The sequence below is a fragment of the Elusimicrobiota bacterium genome (genome assembly GCA_041658405.1).
GTDB lineage: Bacteria > Elusimicrobiota > UBA5214 > JBBAAG01 > JBBAAG01 > JBBAAG01.
In genome coordinates, this window is the sequence record JBBAAG010000064.1 from 1 (window position 1) to 18,318 (window position 18,318).

Below are 18,318 nucleotides of genomic sequence, written 5' to 3' on the forward strand. Positions count from 1 at the left end.
GCAGTATAAAACAGCCGGAACAAGAATATATCTCCGGTAATAAGATAGAATAAGTTAGTTAACGAAGGCTCCCTTGGTTGAAGAAACCAAGGGAGTTTTTGTTTGTATTTGTTAAGGTCGTATCTATAACCGCAAATAATCATCTAACCTAATGAAAAGTATAAGAGGAAGTCTGTGTTGATTATGAAAAATATTTATAGAGTCATTGTTTCAGTTTTAATAATAACTATAGTGTTATTAATCACAGTAAGGACCGGGTACACAGGTAATGGTAGTATCGGACAAATTTATAAAACAGGAGATACTGAAATGAAAAACGTTAATACGAAAATAATTGAGAGTGAAACATACTGGAAAAACAAGTTGTCTGAAGAACAGTTCAATGTTTTACGGAAAAAAGGCACAGAACGCGCGTATACGGGTAAGTATTATAATTTTCATAAAGACGGAACCTATAGTTGTGCGGGATGCGGTGCGGAGTTGTTTAGTTCAACAAAAAAATATGATTCCGGTTCGGGTTGGCCAAGTTTTTATGATTTAGCTAATGATAAAAGCGTTGTAAAAAAACGGGATACTGCGTATGGAATGGAGCGTAACGAAATATTATGTGCCACGTGCGGGGGACATCTTGGGCACGTGTTTAACGACGGGCCAAAACCTACAGGGTTAAGATACTGTGTTAACTCCGCAGCGCTGGATTTCAAGGAAAATGTTGAATGTACCCAAAAAACGGAGAAAGCGGTTTTCGCAGCGGGATGTTTCTGGGGTGTAGAACAAAAGTTTAGCCAAGTGCCGGGAGTGGTGAAAACTGTGGTAGGGTATACCGGCGGGAAAACTGTTGATCCGACGTATGAAGATGTGTGTACCGATAAAACAGGCCATGCGGAAGCTGTACTTGTAGAATATGACCCCGGAAAAGTTAGTTACACGCAGTTGCTTGAAACATTTTGGAAACTTCATAACCCAACTACGCTTGACCAACAGGGAGTTGATGTGGGTACACAATACCGGTCGGCGATATATTATCATAGTGACTCACAACAACGAATGGCGGTTGAGTCTAAATCAGCACTTGAAAAAACGGGGAAGTACAAAAATAAAATTGTTACCGAGATAGTTCTCGCTGGCACGTTTTATCCCGCGGAAGAGTATCACCAGAAGTATTACCAAAAAAAAGGTTTGTCCGGCGGGTGCGGGATAAAATAAAAAATGGAATTGCATCCCGAAATTTTGTGATTATTTTGTTTCCGTGTTGTCATCCATATCAAGATTGTTTGACCAAAGGAATTTTTCAGTTTCTTTAACAATCACACCGTTTAGGAGTATCAAAGCAACGAGGTTGGGTAATGCCATCAGCGCGTTAAGCATATCCGCTATATTCCATACTAACGGAAACGACGCTATTGCACCAACAAAAACAGCTAATACCCAGAGTATACGATAAGGGAAAACACTTTTCTTGCCTAAAAGATACTCCGTAGCTTTTTCACCGTAGTACGACCATCCAAGGATTGTTGAGTACACAAACGTGAATAATCCGATTGTAAGGATCCAGTTGCCTAATGGTATTTGGTTGAATACAGCTTTTGTTAATTCAATACCTTTTAAAGTGCATAAATCCGGGGATTTTATTATTGTAGTGACGAGTACTAGCCCGGTCATTGCGCAAACTATTACGGTATCCCAAAAAGTTCCGGTCGACGATACTAATGCCTGGCGCACAGGGTTTTTTGTTCGTGCTGCTGCAGCAACTATTGGTGCGGAACCTAATCCTGACTCGTTTGAGAATAAGCCCCGGGCGATACCGTACCGCATTGCCTGCATCAACGTCGCGCCAAACAAGCCGGCTCCTGCGGATTGCAGAGTAAACGCGGATTTAAGGATGAGTTCTATAGCGGGTAATATGTACAGTCCGTTTAGTACTAGTATATACGCACAGCCGAGGATATAAAATCCTGCCATAAAGGGTACAAGAGCATTGCAGGTTAGTGCAATAGTTTTAATTCCACCGAGTATCACAAGGGCGGTAAGGCTGGCGCAAACAATGCCTGTGATATAAGGTGAAATACCAAAGTTTTCGTTGATCAAACTGGCAATTGAATTTGCTTGGACAGTATTTCCTATCCCAAACGCTGCTAGTGCTGTGAATATCGAGAACAGTACCGCCAGCCATTTGAGGTTAAGACCGCGTTCTAACGCGTACATTGGCCCGCCAAGCATTGTGCCGTCTGAAGTTTTGACACGGTACTTCACCGCAAGTAGTGCCTCAGAATACTTTGTTGCGATACCAAACACGCCGGTTAGCCATAACCATAACACCGCACCGGGGCCGCCTAACGCAACTGCTGTCGCTACCCCCACGATATTACCTGTTCCGATAGTTGCTGCTAACGCAGTGGTTAACGCGCCAAACTGGCTGACATCGCCGGTACTGTCGGGATCTTTTGTGATAGAAAGTTTTATCGCAAGCCAGGTGTAACGCTGAATAAATTTTGTGCGGAACGTAAGAAATATGTGTGTACCAAAAAGTAACGCCAGCATCGGCGGGCCCCAGAGGTATGAGTTTAGTACTGTTACAATTTTGTCTAGTGTTTCCATAAAAAACCTTTCTAAAAATAATTGTGTTGTAATAATAATACTAAATAATCCGGTGGGCGGCACACCCGCCGGATTATATGTTACATATTCTCATAAGAAATTATCTTTATTAAAGATTTGGTATAATTTAAATCATATTCGATGAATATGGATATTAATAATTTATGAAACTTGTAGATTTTAATAACGCTCTTGAATCCATAGTTTATGACGTTTGGAAACAGGTAATTCCTGATGAGTATCCGTCAGAAACTGAGTATACCTCACGTGTGATAAACGATCCTAACCTCGATGGTCAAGGTTTCCCGGTTGCGTTTGATGATAATGGTAAAGTAATAGGGTTTGCTATATCTATTATCCGTAAAGTGCCGAATGACGGGCTTGGGCTTGAACCTGACCGCGGATGGGTTACTATGGTGGGCGTGCTACCGGAGTGTCGACGGAAAGGTGTTGGAATTAAGTTAATAAACTGTTGCGAGAAATATATTAAATCGCATGGGCATAAAAATGTTTATGTTTGCGGTTCTACCGGCTCATCACCAAACTATTTTTGGCCCGGGGTTGATATCCAAAAATATCCGGCAGCACTGGGATTATTCAAAAAAGCGGGGTTTATTCAAACCCATGAAGCGTATAGGATGGAACGTTCATTAGACGATTATGTTTTCCCTGCTGACGTAAATAATATTGAGGATAGTATTGGTAAGACACAGGGGATAACTGTGCGGTTAATGCAGTCAGGTGAGGGTGAGAAACTTATTAAGTTTTTGGAGCACGAATTTCCAGGGGATTGGGTGAGGCATACAGGTATTGTGTTATCTCAGAAACAGGGGAATGAAAAACGGTTCTTCATCGCAGAAAAAAATGGTGAGTTTGTAGGGTATTGCCATTACGACGATACTGACGGTCATTTTGGGCCGTTTTTTGTCCGTGCGGATATGCGGAACCACAATATCGGCGCGGTATTGTTTAACCGCTGTGCTCAAAGGTGTAAAGGCCTTGGGTTACCCGTGTTTTGGTTTGGCTGGGCGGATGACCCTGTACCCGCAAGGTTTTATAAACGTAATAAAATGAAAATTACGCGTACCTACGCAATGCTGAAAAAGGAGTTGTGATTACAATAAAAATGAAAAAAGTGCATATCGCAGTTATTGGCGCTCATATCGGTGATGCGGAAATTACCGCCGGGCATTTAGTGTGTAAGTATGTTCAGGCAGGGCATAAAGCGACAATAATTAGCCTTACCGCCGGGGAAAAGGGGAATCCTAAACTCTCTCCGGAAACGTATAAGAAACAAAAAGTTAGGGAAACTGCTGCGTCTGCAAAACTATGGGGTTGCGCAGTACGTGTATTAAACTATAAAGACGGTGAAACTGAGATCACAAAAGACGCTAAACTTGCTGTTACAGATATTATCCGCGAGATTAAGCCGGATATCGTGCTTACCCACTGGAAAGGGTCGTTTCATAAGGATCATAGGAATACGTATTATATAGTTGAAGAAGCTGTGTTCTACGCAGCATTACCCGGGATCAAAACTAAGTTTCCGCCATGGAGCGTGAAGCAATTATACTATACCGATAACTGGGAGGATCCTGTCGGGTACACCCCGAACGTGTTTATTAATATCGACGAAAAGGCGTATAATTTATGGGTTAAAGGATGCAGAAAACACGCATTGTTCAGGGGGGAAGTAGCATCGTTTGATTATCTGGAATACTATAAAGCATTAACCGTTGTCCGCGGGGCGAAGCTACGGTATAAACGTGCGGTGGCGGTTATGGTTCCCGAATTTTCTAACTTCCGGAGATATGATTTTTTTCCTGCGGATGAAACTATGGAAATATTTTAATCTACATGATTGCTGCACTGTCACTTTTGTTATTTCTTAACTCATTCCTTATGTTCACGCTAGAACTTTTTTATGCGCGGATGATACTTCCTGTATTTGGCAGCACTCCGGCGGTATGGAATACCTGTATGATGTTTTACCAGGTAGTGTTGCTGGCGGGATACGCGTTTGCGTATTGGGTGGTAAAAAGTAAGCTTATCCTGCGTGTGCAGTTCGGTGTGTATGCCGTGTTATTTTTATTATCATTATTATTTATTCCAATAAGTATGTCGCCGGAACGGTGGGTTAACCCGGATGTTAACCCTGTTATCGTTATGAGTGTTCTGTTATTAAGCTCAATAGGGCTGCCGTTTTTGTTGTTATCCACGACGAGTACTTTGGTGCAGGTGTGGTTTTCCAGGACCTCGCATAAACGCGCAGGGGATCCGTACTTTTTGTATTCTGCGGGGAATATCGGAAGTTTTACGGCGTTAGCGCTGTACCCGTTTGTGATTGAACCTGTGATGAGGCTGGGTCAGCAAAACATTGCATGGTCAGTACTCTACATCGGGATGGCGGTGTTAATTATGTTTTCGGTATGGTTGCTGAGTAAATACAGTACGCGTTCCGGGAGTGTTAATTTAACAGAAGCTTCTGATAAATACGATGGCGAAGATACAGGGAGTACACAAAAACTTACCTGGTTCGGGTTAGCGTTTATACCGTCAAGTTTGATGCTTGGCGTAACGGCGTATGTATCAACCGATATTTCGCCGGTACCCCTGGTATGGGTGGTACCGCTGGGGTTGTACTTATTAACGATGGCAGCAGCGTTTGCCGGGAAGGTTAATATTAACCGGATAGTATCATCACTGGCGGAACTAAGATTGTTTGCTAATAATATCATTTCCTGGATGGTACCGGTTACGGTGATTGTGTTACTGATAGTAGCGGTGAAGGCGTTGGAGACACTGGTATTATGGACACTAGTGATGCATCTATGCATATTTTTTGTTATTGCATTGTACTGCCACGGTAAACTCGCGGATAGCAGGCCAGGGACGGATAAGTTAACCGAGTTTTATCTTATCATCGCAGCAGGCGGTGCAATGGGCGGGGTGTTCAACAGTATCCTTGGGCCTGTATTGTTTAATAGCGTAGTTGAATACCCGTTGACCATGGTATTGACATTTTTGTTTATCCCGGGGAAAAAGGGTGGTAAGGCGTATAAGTTCGGGTGGGGTGATATTGTCATCCCGCTATGTTTTGGGATAGCGGCGTACTTACCGCTGGTGTTAAACAAAACTGTTTTACACGGGCTTCAAAGAATAGACCTCCGGGTTTTTATTGTTGCATTACTTGCGGTATCAATCCTGTTTTATTACCGCCGGGTAAGGTTTACATTATGTTTAATATCGTTAGTATTGGTTGGGTCGTATTATCCGATAAAAACCGGGGTGTTATTGTACCAGAACCGCAGTTTTTTTGGGGTGAATAAAGTAACGGACTTTCCTTCCGCAGGGTACCGGATGTTGTATAACGGACGGACGATACACGGTGCGCAGTGGGTTAATCGCGGGGATAAAGATAAAACGCCGTTGGTGTATTACCATCCTAACGGCCCTCTGGGCAGGTTATTTTATGAGGTTAATAAACAACAATCGGGGAAGAACGCTAAAGTTGCGGTGGTGGGTATGGGTACTGGTTCAATGATAGCGTATGGTACTCCAGCGCAGGAATGGGTATTCTACGAGATTGACCCTGTGGTGATCAAAATTGCAGAAGATAAACGGTATTTTACGTATCTTTCAAATGCAGAACCTGAATACCGCGTGGTTACAGGTGATGCGAGGTTAAAACTTGTTACCGCGAAGAATGGGGAGTACGATATAATTGTTATTGACGCGTTTAGTTCTGACTCTGTACCGGTACATCTTGTTACCCGCGAGGCAGTGAAATTGTATTTCTCAAAACTTAAACCCGCCGGTATGGTGGTGTTTCATATATCTAACCGGTATCTTGACCTCATAAAACCTATCTCCGGGATCGCAGCGGCGGATGGATATAATGCGTATGAAGCGGTGGATTATATTGATGACTATCCTGAAATTAAGTACTCGTCAAACTGGGCAATGGTTACCCGGCCGGGTAATAGTTTAGCTGCTATGATAGAACCCGGGTTATGGAAAAAAAAGGTTAATTCCTTAAACCGTAATGCGCGGGTATGGTCAGATGATTATTGTAATATCTGGAGTATTGTTAAACGGTAAATGTTTTAGTATTTGTATTAAAACATGGTTTGAGTTAAAATATTTTTAGTGCAATTGTTTGTTTAGAATCCTTGAAAGGGGTTTATTGTATTTTATGAAAGCAGCTGTGTATTTAGGCCCGGGAAAAACTGAGATCCGGGAAATTGAAAAACCTGTTATCAGTTCAAAGGAAGTGTTGATAAAAGTAAAAACCTGTGCGGTCTGCGGGACCGATGTACGGATATTTTATCACGGGCAAAAAAATGTTGTGCCACCTCATGTAACAGGCCACGAGATTGCCGGGGTAATCGAAGAAATCGGAAAAAACGCCAATGTCCCTCACCTGAAAGAAGGGGATAAGGTTACCGTCGTTACCTGTGTGGGTTGCGGGAAGTGTAAATACTGCAAAGATAAAGTTTATAACTTGTGCGATACTCCGAGATACATCGGGTACTATTACCCGGGCGGGTTTACGGAATACGTTAAAATCCCGGAGGAAGCTGTTGTAGGAAATAATATTCTGAAAGCCGGAGGACGGTTGGATTACGAAGAAATATCTATGGTAGAACCGTTGTCCTGCTGTATCAACGGTCAACAGTTTTTAAATATCCGGAAAGACGATTTCGTTGTAATCTTTGGTTCAGGCCCCATTGGGTGTATGCACGCGGAACTAGCTAAAGCACAGGGTGCGGGTGCGGTTGTTATGTTTGACGTATCCGATCAGCGGCTTGAGCTTGCGAAAACATTTAATATTGATCATCGGATAAACAGTATGAAAGTGCCGCCTATCGAAAAAGTTATGGAGCTGACCTCGGGGATTGGTGCGGATGTGATTATCACTGCGTGTTCCGCAAATGTTGCACAGGAACAAGCTGTCGCGATGGTTGCAAAACGCGGGCGTATAAGTATGTTCGCCGGGTTGCCAAAAGACAATCCTACCATAAAGTTTGATTCTAATGTTATACACTACAAAGAAGCGTCAGTATTTGGCGCGTTCGCGTCGAACCGCGTGCATTACGAAAAAGCGTTGGACCTTATCGCAAAAGGGAAGATTAATGCAAAGAATTTTGTTACCCACAGGTTTCCGTTAGAAAAAATTGTTGACGCTATGGAAACCACGCGGAGCGGTGCGGGGTTAAAAAGTATTATCGTGATTACCGAAAATATGCGGTGAAAAGGATTTTATTATGGAACTAAAAAATAAAGTTGCGGTTGTTACCGGTTCAGCGCAGGGGTTGGGTGAAGCGTTGGCGTATCGCCTGGCGGAGGAAGGGTGTGACGTCGTGATTGCGGATATCAACACGGATAAGTGCGGTGTCGTAGCGGAAAATATTGTGAAAAAGTATGAGCGCAAATCTGTTGCTGTAAAAGTTGATGTTACCAACGAAAACGATGTTGACGCGATGGTAAACACTGCGGTTGAAAAGTTTGGGAAGCTCGATATTCTTGTGAGTAACGCGGGGATACTCCAGGCGTTTGATATCGCAGAGTTCCCGTATGCTAACTGGAAAAAAGTTGTGGATGTCAATCTTAACGGCTATTTCCTCTGCGCGCGCGCAGCAGCGCGTGTGATGATTCCTAAAAAACAAGGAGTTATCATACAGATAAATTCAAAATCCGGGAAAAAAGGCAGTTTCCGTAACTCCGCGTATGCAGCGTCGAAGTTCGGCGGAATCGGGTTAACGCAAAGCGTGGCATTAGACCTTGCGCCTTACGGGATTCGCGTTAACGCTGTGTGCCCGGGTAACCTGCTTGACTCGCCGTTGTGGAATGATAGTTTGTACGAACAGTATGCCAAAAAATGGGGTATCACAAAAGAGGAAGTTAAGAAAAAGTATATGGACCAGGTACCGTTAGGGCGCGGGTGTACGTATAACGACGTGGCGAACATTGTTGTCTTTCTTGCAAGTGAGAAAGCTGCGTATATGACAGGGCAGGCGGTAAACGTTACCGGCGGGCAGGAGATGCGGTAAGATAAGATTTGATAAAAACATAGACAGGGTTTATGGTTGAAACAACGGTTGAGCTCGAAGAATTACTTGGCCATCATAATGTTACCCGCAGGGTAAACGCGTTACGTGAACTAAAAAAATGTGTAATACACGGGGAAGTACCGCTTTACCCGAAGACAATGTATTCTAACCTGCACTGCCATACAATTTATTCGTTTAACGGGTATGGGTTCACACCGCAGCGTGTTGTATGGGAAGCGTTTAAAGCAGGGGTTGATACTGTTGGGATAGTAGAATTTGATGTTTTGGATAGCCTGGATGAAGCGCTGGAAGCAGGGGCTGTGCTTGGCATAAAAACCGTGGTTGGGCTGGAGACACGTGTGTTTGTTTCTGAGTACGCGCAAAAGGTTATGAACTCGCCAAAAGAGCCCGGGGTGTGTTACTTCATGGGTACCGGGTTTTATAAAAAACCGGGAGTTCATACCGAACCTATGGCAATGATGACACGGATGCGTGATGCCGCAAAACAAAGGAATGCCGGGATTGTTAATAGGATTAATGAATACCTCGGAGACGTAAATCTTGATTATGACTCACACGTTGTACCTTTAACACCCGCAGGGAATGTTACTGAACGGCATATATTCGCGGCGTTAAGCCGGGTTGTTAATGACAAATTTAGTGCCGACCCGATGGAACACGCTAAGTATTGGGCAGAAAAAATCGCAATTACCCGCAAGGATGTTAGTGCAGTGATTGACCGTCCGGCGGATTTACAGGAACTTATCCGCGGGAGGTTAATGAAATACGGTGGTGTGGCGTATGTACAACCTGATGCCGAAAGTTTTCCTATACTCGACGATGTGGTACGTATGATAGTTTCAGCGGATGCGTTGCCGACACTCGCATGGCTTGATGGTACTAACGACGGGGAACGCGTATGCCAGAAGTATTTAGAATTTATGATTAACAAAGGCGTGGTTGCGGTGAATGTTATACCGGAACGCAACTGGAATGTTAATGATAAAACAAAAATGTTTAAGATAAGCAAACTACACGAACTTCTTACCATTGCACAGGATTTGCAGTTACCTGTAATCGCGGGGACTGAGATGAATAAGTACGGGCAGAGGGTGGTAGATGATTTCACAGTGCCTGACCTCGCACCGTATGTTGATGATTTCCAGCATGGCGCAGAGTTTATCTACGGGCATACCGTTATGGGTAAGTTGTTGAATAAAGGGTTTAACAGCGAGTGGGCACAGCAGGTATTCCCTGATCGTGTCCAGCGGACGGGGTATTTCACTAAGATCGGGGAATTAGCTCCGCCAGGGGTTGACGTAAAGGCATTAACCCATATCGCAGGGTTGTAAAAACAGAGTATAATAGGTATAACAATAACATGATTATGGAGAGTGAAAAATGTCAAAGCTGAACAACAAACTAGCGAAAAATGTTAAAACAGAGTTGGTTCAAATCGGGCGCAGGATCGCGGAGTACGCGCTTGTCGTTGGTCCCGGTGGAAATACCAGCGCACGGGCGGGTGATGTTGTGTATATGAAAGCCAGCGGTGCGTGTTTCGAGTCGGCTCTTGAAAAACATTATATTGGCGTGGAAATGAACACCTGTAAAGTTGTCGACGGTGCGATGCGGCCTACCTGCGAGATTAGTATGCACCTCGGCTGTTATGAAGTCCGGCCTGACGTTATGGCGGTGGTACATACGCATCCGGACTACAGTACTGCTTGGGCGATGAGTATAAAACCGTTACGCGCATTCACACCCGACTTCGCAGCGTTGCTTGGCCCGGAAGTACCGGCGTTACCGTTTATCGAGCCCGGCGGGAAAAAGTTGGCGGATGCCGTAAAAAAAGTTATTGCGCAAGGGTACAACTCTGTCTTCCTCTGCAACCACGGTTTGCTGACTGTTGGGTCGAACTTAACTGAAGCGTTCTACCGCACACTCCTTGTTGAATCAGCAGCGAAAACTGCGTTACTTGCCGAAGCTAACGGTACAATGAAGTATTTTACAAAAGCACAGATTAATGCAATTTATAATATGTCCGCGGAAAAGTATCGACGTGAATTACTGAAGAAGTATTGAGGGGTTTGTATGGTTGAAGTTAACAGAATCAGGTATTCCGCGCGGGTTGGTGTTGCAGCGTTGCCGTACCTCAGCGGGGTTACTATGGGCGAGTTTTATACGGATTTCGCGCGTTGCGCGGAATGTTATAGAACCGGGCGGATAAAATCAAAGGAAGTATTTGGTAATTCTCTGGTACACCCGAAAGTGCAATGCCCGAGTATATCCTACGGCCATATTTGCTGCCTGGGGGGTAAACTTGAGTACACGTCAAACGGTGAGCCCGGGGTTAGGCCGTTTGTATCTTCTATTAAGGAAGGGATTGAACTGTTAAAACAAGATATTGAATTTGGTAATAATGAGGTGTTTAAATTTCAGTATAAGTTTTATGAGTACCTAAAATCTGTGTTCTCGGAAGAAAATGTAATGTTTTCCGGGTTCGGGCATGAAGGGCCGGTTACTACTGCTGTACTTATGCGCGGGCAGGGGTTTTATATGGATATCTATGATTATCCGGAAGAAACAAAAAAGTTTTTGGAGTTGCTTACCGGGAATATAGTTAAGTTTGTTAAATTTAACCGTAAACTTCGCGGGCAGGAAGGTGTTACTCCCGGAGGGCATCTTGCGGATGATTTTGCGAGTTTAATCTCTCCGGCATTATGGGATGAGTATGTGTTGCCGTACTGGGATTTGATGTATACCGGTATTTCCAGTGGTACACGCGGGTTGCATTGCGAAAATCTATCACCAGATCATCTGCCGTATTTAAAAAAAGCAGGGATCGGTCATTATGACCCGTCAGTATCCGCGAAGTTATCACCCAAAATTATTAAGGCCGTTCTGGATTGTTCGTTCACCTGGAGGCTGCTAAGTTTTCATGTTAATGATATGACTGAAGATGATGTGCGTTCGTGGGTACGGAAATCCTTTGATGAAGGCGCACCGCATCTGCATACTATCGTGGAAAGTATTATGTGCCAGAGGAATAATCCAGATAAAGTGTTGGCGTTTGTCGATGAGGCGGGGAAGTATTAATAGTTAAGGAGTAATAAAATATGTTGGATGATAATCTTGAGAAAGAGGCGATGGAACAGATAAATACGTTTTCCCGTGACCGTGTGGGGATAAGTACGCTTGAACGTTATACCGGCAGTATGAAGGATGAGTTTCAGCCGTATATTTTGTTGTCCAACTTTAAGCATTATGTAAATATATTCAGTAAAAAGTTTCATGTAGCTATCCGTCAGGGGTCTGTTATGCGGTCATGTCATTCGCTAAAGAATAAAATATCAATCATAGATTACAGTGTTGGTTCGCCTGTCGCTGCGTTGATTACCGAACTTATATCTTTTGTATGCCCCAATGCTGTGTTGATGCTTGGCATGTGCGGCGGGTTGCGTAACGAGTATGAAGTTGGCGATTTTTTTAATCCCGTAGCGGCGATCCGCGGGGAAGGAACTTCAAACGATTATATGCCCCCGCAGGTACCGGCATTGAGTTCGTTTGTGATCCAGCGGTATGTATGCGAGGAACTTGAACGCCGGGAGTTGAAGTATCATAATGGCGTTATTCACACGACAAATGTACGGTTCTGGGAGTTCAACGAAGAGTTTAAGAAAGTGTTGATAACGGAACGCGTACAGGCGGTTGATATGGAATGCGCGACGTTGTTCACTGTGGGATTTGCAAAATTAGTTCCCATGGGCGCCTTGATGCTGATCTCCGACTTGCCGTTAAAGCCCGGGGGGGTTAAGACTAAAGAAAGCGCAAGGGTTGTATTCCAGAAATATACAGGGACGCATCTGGATACAGGTATCATGGTACTAAAGAATATTCAATCCGCTGAAAGCAAAGGGTTGGCGTACCATTTTTAACTATTGACAATACTTCCGCCTTTTTTATATTATAAAATTAACGATATCGTTAAACGGTTACGTTAATAATAGTATTATGAGGAAAGTGTTTAGTGTCAAAAAAAATAGGTATTCCATCGGCGTTAGTGAATAATTATTACCGGTCATACTGGAGAACATTTTTCACTGAAATCGGGATGGAAGTCGTTGAGTCAGGGAAAACTACGAAGGCAATTGTAAATAAAGGCGTGAGGTACGCGGTACCCGAGATTTGTGTACCCATAAAAATTTATATGGGGCACGTAATTGAACTTATGGGCCGCGGGGTTGACTATATATATGTTCCCCGCTTAGTTGCGTTGCGTGACAGGGAAACGTTTTGCCCGAAATTCTTGGGGTTGCCGGATATGCTGAAATTTACAATCCCGGAACTTGAACAAAAACTTCTTACACATGATATTGAAACCCAGGATGAAGATATAGGTACTTCAAAAAATTATCTTGAACTCGGGCGGAGGCTTTGTGTGGAAGATAAGGTTATTAAAACCGCAGTTAAAGCTGCATCGGCTAAATGGTACGAATTCCGCAAGGAGTGTCTTAAGGGGTATGATTGTAATCAGGCGAATAGTATTGTGTTGAATAATAAAAAAATTGAAATAAATAAGGTATACCCTGTTAAACTCGGCGTTATAGGGTATGTGTATAACGTGTATGACAATTATATAAGCATGGATGTCCTGGACCGGTTAGAGAGTCTCGGGGTGGGGTATGAAACATTTGAGATGCTGGGGTATAAGAAAAGGGATAAGCAGATGAAACGTTTCCGTAAACCGTTATTCTGGACTTTCAGTAATAAACTTTTATCCGCGGGATACCATTTTTTTGAAGATCCGGGGATTGCCGGGGTGATTCATGTAACCGCATTTGCCTGCGGGCCGGACTCGTTTCTTGGCAAGATGCTGGAACTTGATTCTGAGAAGTATAAGAAACCCTTTATGACAATCCGTGTGGATGAACATACCGGAGAGAATCATCTGCAGACACGGGTGGAGGCGTTTGTCGATATGATATTAAGGAAGAAGAATGAAAATAACATTCCCGTACATGGGTAATATTGTTATTGTAAAAAAAATACTGGACATGCTGGGGCATGATACTTTATTGCCTCCTATACCAAGCCAGAGGACGATTGAATTAGGGTCGAGGTACAGCCCGGAATTCGCGTGTTTCCCGTTTAAGGTTATTATGGGGACGTATATAGAAACAATTGAACAAGGTGCTGGGGCGATTATTACTACCGGCGGATGCGGCCCGTGCCGGGCAGGGTATTACGGTGAAGTTCATAAAAAAATCTTGAAATCATTAGGGTATGATATTGACATAATTGTTATTGACGGGTACTCACAGAAATTCGATATATTTTGGGAAAGTTTAATGAAAATAAAGGCGCGGTCATCATGGCTGCGTGTCCTTCATTCATTATGGGTGGTATACCATTTGGGATATGTGATTGACGCAATGGAAAAGTTTGTGTGTATCAACCGCGCGTACGAACTTACCCGCGGAGCGCTTGACGGGATCTTTGTGGAAGCTAAGGATGAACTTGATAAACACGCGTGGGATGCGAAGTCAGTGAAACGTATTGAAAGCGAATATTTCGAGAAACTAAAAGCTGTCCCGTTAAGAAAAGTTGAACACCCGGAGGATCGGATACGGGTAGGGTTGGTAGGCGAGATTTATGTTGTTATGGAACCGTCAATCACCAGAAACATTGACAGTTTCCTTGCGTCACAGGGGTGTGAGGTTTACAAAAACCAGTATTTATCTGAGTGGATGGACCATAATATGTGGCCTAAGTTTATGGCGCGTACATCTGACCGCGAAATCCTGAAAAAAGGCGCACGGTATATCGGGATGAAGATCGGCGGGCATGAAGTTCATACACTGGGGAATACTATTGATTATAAGGATAAAGGGTTTGACGGTGTGATACACCTTATGCCGTTTGCGTGTTTGCCGGAACTCGTGAGCCAAAGTATTTTTCCTAAATTGTCAAAGGATATGGATATCCCTGTATTGACATTAGCGATTGACGAACAGTCGGGCTTGGCAAATAATCTTACCCGTATTGAAGCGTTTGTTGAACTGATAAAAGCAAAAAAGGTGAGAAAAAAAGGGGACTCTGTGTGATGAACAAAATATTTTTAGGTATCGACGTGGGGTCTGTAAGTACTAACGTTGCTGCGATTGATCCCGGCGGAACCGTACTTGCGGAAGAGTATATCCGTACAAACGGGCAGCCGATTGAAAGCGTGAAACTTGGCCTGAAGAATGTTAAGGCAAAGATTGATACAAACACTGATATCTGCGGAGTAGGCGTTACCGGCAGCGGACGGCAGTTGATAAGTATTATGGTTGGTGCGGATGTTGTGAAAAACGAAATCACTGCGCATGCCGGTGCGGCTGTGCATTATTACCCTGATGTAAAAACAGTGTTTGAAATCGGGGGACAGGATTCTAAACTTATCATTATCCGTGACCAGATGGTGACAGATTTTTCTATGAACACGGTTTGCGCTGCAGGGACAGGGTCGTTCCTTGATCACCAGTCTGAACGGCTTGGGATTCCGATTGAACAGTTTGGCGATCACGCGGTGTCGTCGTCGGAGAATGTGCGTATTGCCGGGAGGTGTACGGTATTCGCGGAATCAGATATGGTTGCGAAACAGCAGTTCGGGTTTACAAAATCTGATATTATCAAAGGCTTGTGCGATGCGCTGGTACGGAATTATATTAATAACCTTTGCCGGGGAAAAACATTGGCCCCGCCGTATGTGTTCCAGGGCGGTGTTGCTGCAAATAAGGGTATTATCGCGGCGTTTGAGAAGGAGTTAAACAGTAAGGTTATTGTCCCGGAGTATTACGGCGTAATGGGTGCAATCGGTGCGGCATTACTCGCGAAAAGTTTTATGCAGTTATCTAAAGGCACGTCACGGTTCCGGGGGTTCGATGTATCAAACCTGGGCTTTAAACCCGGTACGTTTGAGTGTAACGGATGTTCGAACATGTGCGAGGTTGTGAAAGTGGAGATCCAGGGTAAGCCTGTGGCAATGTGGGGGGATAAGTGTATGAAGTGGACTAACTCGGTGATATGATGAAGGATACAAAACAAAAAATTATTTTTACGGCAATAAAGATTTTTGCGTCAAAGGGTTTGCATGGGACGAGGATGGAAGAAATAGCGAAACATGCAAAGGTTAATAAAGCGATGGTGTACTACTATTTCGCGAGTAAGGACAAGCTTTTTCGTGAAGCCGTACTTCAGATATTGATGAAAATATTCGAGGGTATACTCGTAGAACTCGCGGAGTATGAACATCAGAATACAAATGAAATTATGAAGGTCGAGCATTTAGTTCGCAAACATTTCCGCGTATTTTCCGAGAATCCGGATTACTGTAAACTATTGCTGGAAGCCGTGGCAACAGAGTCTGATGTGTTTCAGGATGCTATGGATAGTATAAAGAAAAATACAGGGCTTTTTCTTCCTGATTTGTTTAACCGCTTTTTTTCTGAAGGTGTAAAAAAGAATGTGTTCCGTAAGATCAACCCGCAGCAGGTGCTAATAAGTGTTATGGGTATGAATCTAATTTATTTTATTGAACGCCCTATCGCGAAGATATGGTTTCAGAAGCAGAAGAGTAATGAATCTAAGTTCATTAAGGAACGTGAGGAAAGTATTATTGATCTTCTGTTGTATGGAATAGTCAAACGCTGAACTTGTATTATAAATATTTAATGAAAAAAATCTTGTGTATAGCGTTAATTACCGTATTTACTAACCTTCCTGTAATTTCAGCGGGAATACGCTCTTTTGAATTCCAGGGGCAGGTTACCGGATTAGCGGGATACAATGACAGTAGTGACGGGAGATATTCTTCAGGTGTGCGGTATATCCCGGAAGTAAGGTATGGTTATGACCTCGGAGGGGATAGGCTTACAGATATTGAACTTTCCGCAAACATATCAGGTTTTACAAAACTTTCTGATGACGGGGTAGTGGTTAGTTCTGCGGATGTTAATCTTTATAGGTTAACACTGCGGTACTCGTCGTCGTTGTTTGAAACACGGGTGGGGTTACAGAAACTTAATTTTGGCCCGGGGAAAGTGTTACGCCCATTAATGTGGTTTGATAGTATAGATCCGCGGGATCCGTTCAAAATCACTGATGGCGTATACGGTATTCTCGCGCGCTACTTTTTTATTAATAACACAAACATATGGTCATGGGTTTTGTATGGTAACGATAAACTTCGCGGATTAGACGCAGTCATCTCTGACAAAACACGGCCGGAGTACGGTGCGCGTATGCAAACCGCAATACCGTTTGGCGAGGCGGGGTTGACGATACATCAACGCTATGTTGACCCGGTAGAAACTAAGAAACGGTTATTTTTGCCGGTAAACGATGGGACTGAACGCCGGTGCGGGCTTGACTTAAACCTTGATATTGAAATTGGTTTCTGGTGTGAAGCCGTAGCGAATCAGTTGGTAATAAATTCTAGCCATGAATTATGGAATTATCTTGGGATGGCCGGGATGGACTACACATTCCCCTGGGGTATCCACGCACAGGTGGAACACCTGGCTGTGTACACAGGAATAAAATCGGATACAACGTATGAATCCGCGGAAATATCAGCAGTAACAGCCGACTACAAGTTCGGCCTTACTGACATAGTCAATATTATGATGTACTATAATTGGCGGACAAGTGATACCACATATTTTACTGCGTGGCAGCGCTCCTACGATAAATTTCAGGTGAATGTTTTGGCTTATAGCGGGAAACCGGGAACCGGCAGTACTACAGGTTTCAGCGGTACCGGTGCGATGGTTACGCTTAGCTGGAATTATTGAGTATAATGGTTAAGGAAGGATAGTATTTTCAATGTTAATTCACATAATAAACAATGTTAAAACACAGAGGGAGAAATTATTATGACGTCTTTTGAGGATATGGAGCGTACTGCTCGGGAAGCGATAGCGAGGATCAGCAGCTCGCCGTTATTGTTTGACGCTGATTTCGAAAACGGTTCTCTGGACCGTGTTGTCCGCCTGGGCATGGATTGGTATCACATCATACTGAGGCAGGATACGTGGTACCGTTTCTTTTTCAGAATTAAGGGATGCCGGGATCGCGAGGTCATTTTTGAATTCACATGCCGCAATATCAATAATTCCAATTATGATGAAGGAAAGGGACGGTGGATTAAGTCAGGAGATATTGTCAAACCCCTATTCAGCTATGACCGTAAACGTTGGCAACCGGTAGACCACATCGAGAAACACTTTCAGGATCCAGGTAAGTACAGATTCAGCCACAGGTTCACCGAGGATGAAGCATACGTGAGTTACCACCATCCATACACCTACAGCGATATGCTGGACTGGCTTAAACTTTTTAAAAACGAACCTCGTGTAACAATCGGCACTCTTGGCACAACCCGAAACGGGTTCCCTCAACCGGTCCTGAGCATTACGGACGCCCCGTCGGCTGGGGATATGGTAGTCCTCATTGCGCGGGAAGACGCTGACGAAATCACCGGTAGTTGGGGGATTGAAGGAGTGGTTAGGGCGTTGCTCGCACCCGAGTCACGGGATCTGTTGAAACGATACACTTTCAAGATTGTGCCGATGGTCGGGATTGACGGCGTAGTGGCGGGTGCGCATCACAGCGCCGGGTATGGGTA

General features: G+C 43.9%; 17 protein-coding genes. 16 read left to right on the top strand and 1 reads right to left on the bottom strand.

What is annotated here, in order from left to right; translation table 11 throughout:
• Positions 1–183 precede the first annotated feature (183 nt).
• Positions 184–1,206: a bifunctional methionine sulfoxide reductase B/A protein gene (locus tag WC955_10200; protein MFA5859423.1), complete on the top strand. Its 1,023-nt coding sequence runs from the start codon at positions 184–186 to the stop codon at positions 1,204–1,206.
• 30 nt (positions 1,207–1,236) lie between these two features.
• Here WC955_10200 and WC955_10205 read toward each other — a convergent pair whose 3' ends face one another.
• A complete protein-coding gene (locus tag WC955_10205; GenBank protein MFA5859424.1) occupies positions 1,237–2,598 on the bottom strand; it encodes a sodium:alanine symporter family protein in 1,362 nt (453 codons plus the stop codon).
• A 164-nt stretch (positions 2,599–2,762) separates the two neighbouring features.
• On the opposite strand from WC955_10205, the gene WC955_10210 reads away from it, so the two are divergent.
• From WC955_10210 to WC955_10280, 15 genes are all read left to right on the top strand, one after another.
• A complete protein-coding gene (locus WC955_10210; GenBank protein MFA5859425.1) occupies positions 2,763–3,713 on the top strand; it encodes a GNAT family N-acetyltransferase in 951 nt (316 codons plus the stop codon).
• Positions 3,710–4,450, top strand: a complete 741-nt coding sequence (locus tag WC955_10215; protein MFA5859426.1) for a PIG-L family deacetylase — start codon at positions 3,710–3,712, stop codon at positions 4,448–4,450. The genes WC955_10210 and WC955_10215 overlap by 4 nt, the downstream gene beginning before the upstream one ends.
• A 5-nt stretch (positions 4,451–4,455) precedes the next feature.
• Positions 4,456–6,699 carry a fused MFS/spermidine synthase gene (locus tag WC955_10220; protein ID MFA5859427.1) on the top strand — a complete coding sequence of 748 codons (2,244 nt, stop codon included), beginning with the start codon at positions 4,456–4,458 and terminating at the stop codon, positions 6,697–6,699.
• Between the two features lie 94 nt (positions 6,700–6,793).
• Positions 6,794–7,852, top strand: a complete 1,059-nt coding sequence (locus WC955_10225) for a zinc-dependent dehydrogenase (protein MFA5859428.1) — start codon at positions 6,794–6,796, stop codon at positions 7,850–7,852.
• Positions 7,853–7,865: 13 nt separating this feature from the next.
• A complete protein-coding gene (gene srlD / locus WC955_10230) occupies positions 7,866–8,651 on the top strand; it encodes a sorbitol-6-phosphate dehydrogenase (GenBank protein MFA5859429.1) in 786 nt (261 codons plus the stop codon).
• A gap of 32 nt (positions 8,652–8,683) precedes the next feature.
• Positions 8,684–10,003, top strand: a complete 1,320-nt coding sequence (locus WC955_10235; GenBank protein ID MFA5859430.1) for a hypothetical protein — start codon at positions 8,684–8,686, stop codon at positions 10,001–10,003.
• 49 nt (positions 10,004–10,052) lie between these two features.
• Entirely contained in the window at positions 10,053–10,733 is a 681-nt protein-coding gene (locus WC955_10240; GenBank protein ID MFA5859431.1) for a class II aldolase/adducin family protein, read from the top strand.
• 9 nt (positions 10,734–10,742) lie between these two features.
• Positions 10,743–11,747, top strand: a complete 1,005-nt coding sequence (locus WC955_10245) for a uroporphyrinogen decarboxylase family protein (protein ID MFA5859432.1) — start codon at positions 10,743–10,745, stop codon at positions 11,745–11,747.
• Positions 11,748–11,767: 20 nt separating this feature from the next.
• Positions 11,768–12,586, top strand: a complete 819-nt coding sequence (locus WC955_10250) for an AMP nucleosidase (protein MFA5859433.1) — start codon at positions 11,768–11,770, stop codon at positions 12,584–12,586.
• Between the two features lie 92 nt (positions 12,587–12,678).
• Positions 12,679–13,677, top strand: a complete 999-nt coding sequence (locus WC955_10255; protein MFA5859434.1) for an acyl-CoA dehydratase activase-related protein — start codon at positions 12,679–12,681, stop codon at positions 13,675–13,677.
• Positions 13,649–14,755: a hypothetical protein gene (locus tag WC955_10260; GenBank protein ID MFA5859435.1), complete on the top strand. Its 1,107-nt coding sequence runs from the start codon at positions 13,649–13,651 to the stop codon at positions 14,753–14,755. The genes WC955_10255 and WC955_10260 overlap by 29 nt, the downstream gene beginning before the upstream one ends.
• Positions 14,755–15,720 carry an acyl-CoA dehydratase activase gene (locus WC955_10265; protein ID MFA5859436.1) on the top strand — a complete coding sequence of 322 codons (966 nt, stop codon included), beginning with the start codon at positions 14,755–14,757 and terminating at the stop codon, positions 15,718–15,720. The genes WC955_10260 and WC955_10265 overlap by 1 nt, the downstream gene beginning before the upstream one ends.
• Positions 15,717–16,343 (top strand): TetR/AcrR family transcriptional regulator, encoded by a 627-nt coding sequence (locus WC955_10270; GenBank protein ID MFA5859437.1) that lies wholly within the window; start codon positions 15,717–15,719, stop codon positions 16,341–16,343. Before WC955_10265 ends, WC955_10270 begins: the two co-directional genes overlap by 4 nt.
• 20 nt (positions 16,344–16,363) lie before the next feature.
• Positions 16,364–17,485 carry a hypothetical protein gene (locus WC955_10275; protein ID MFA5859438.1) on the top strand — a complete coding sequence of 374 codons (1,122 nt, stop codon included), beginning with the start codon at positions 16,364–16,366 and terminating at the stop codon, positions 17,483–17,485.
• 81 nt (positions 17,486–17,566) lie between these two features.
• Positions 17,567–18,318: M14-type cytosolic carboxypeptidase (locus WC955_10280; GenBank protein ID MFA5859439.1), on the top strand; the 752-nt coding region annotated here is incomplete at its 3' end.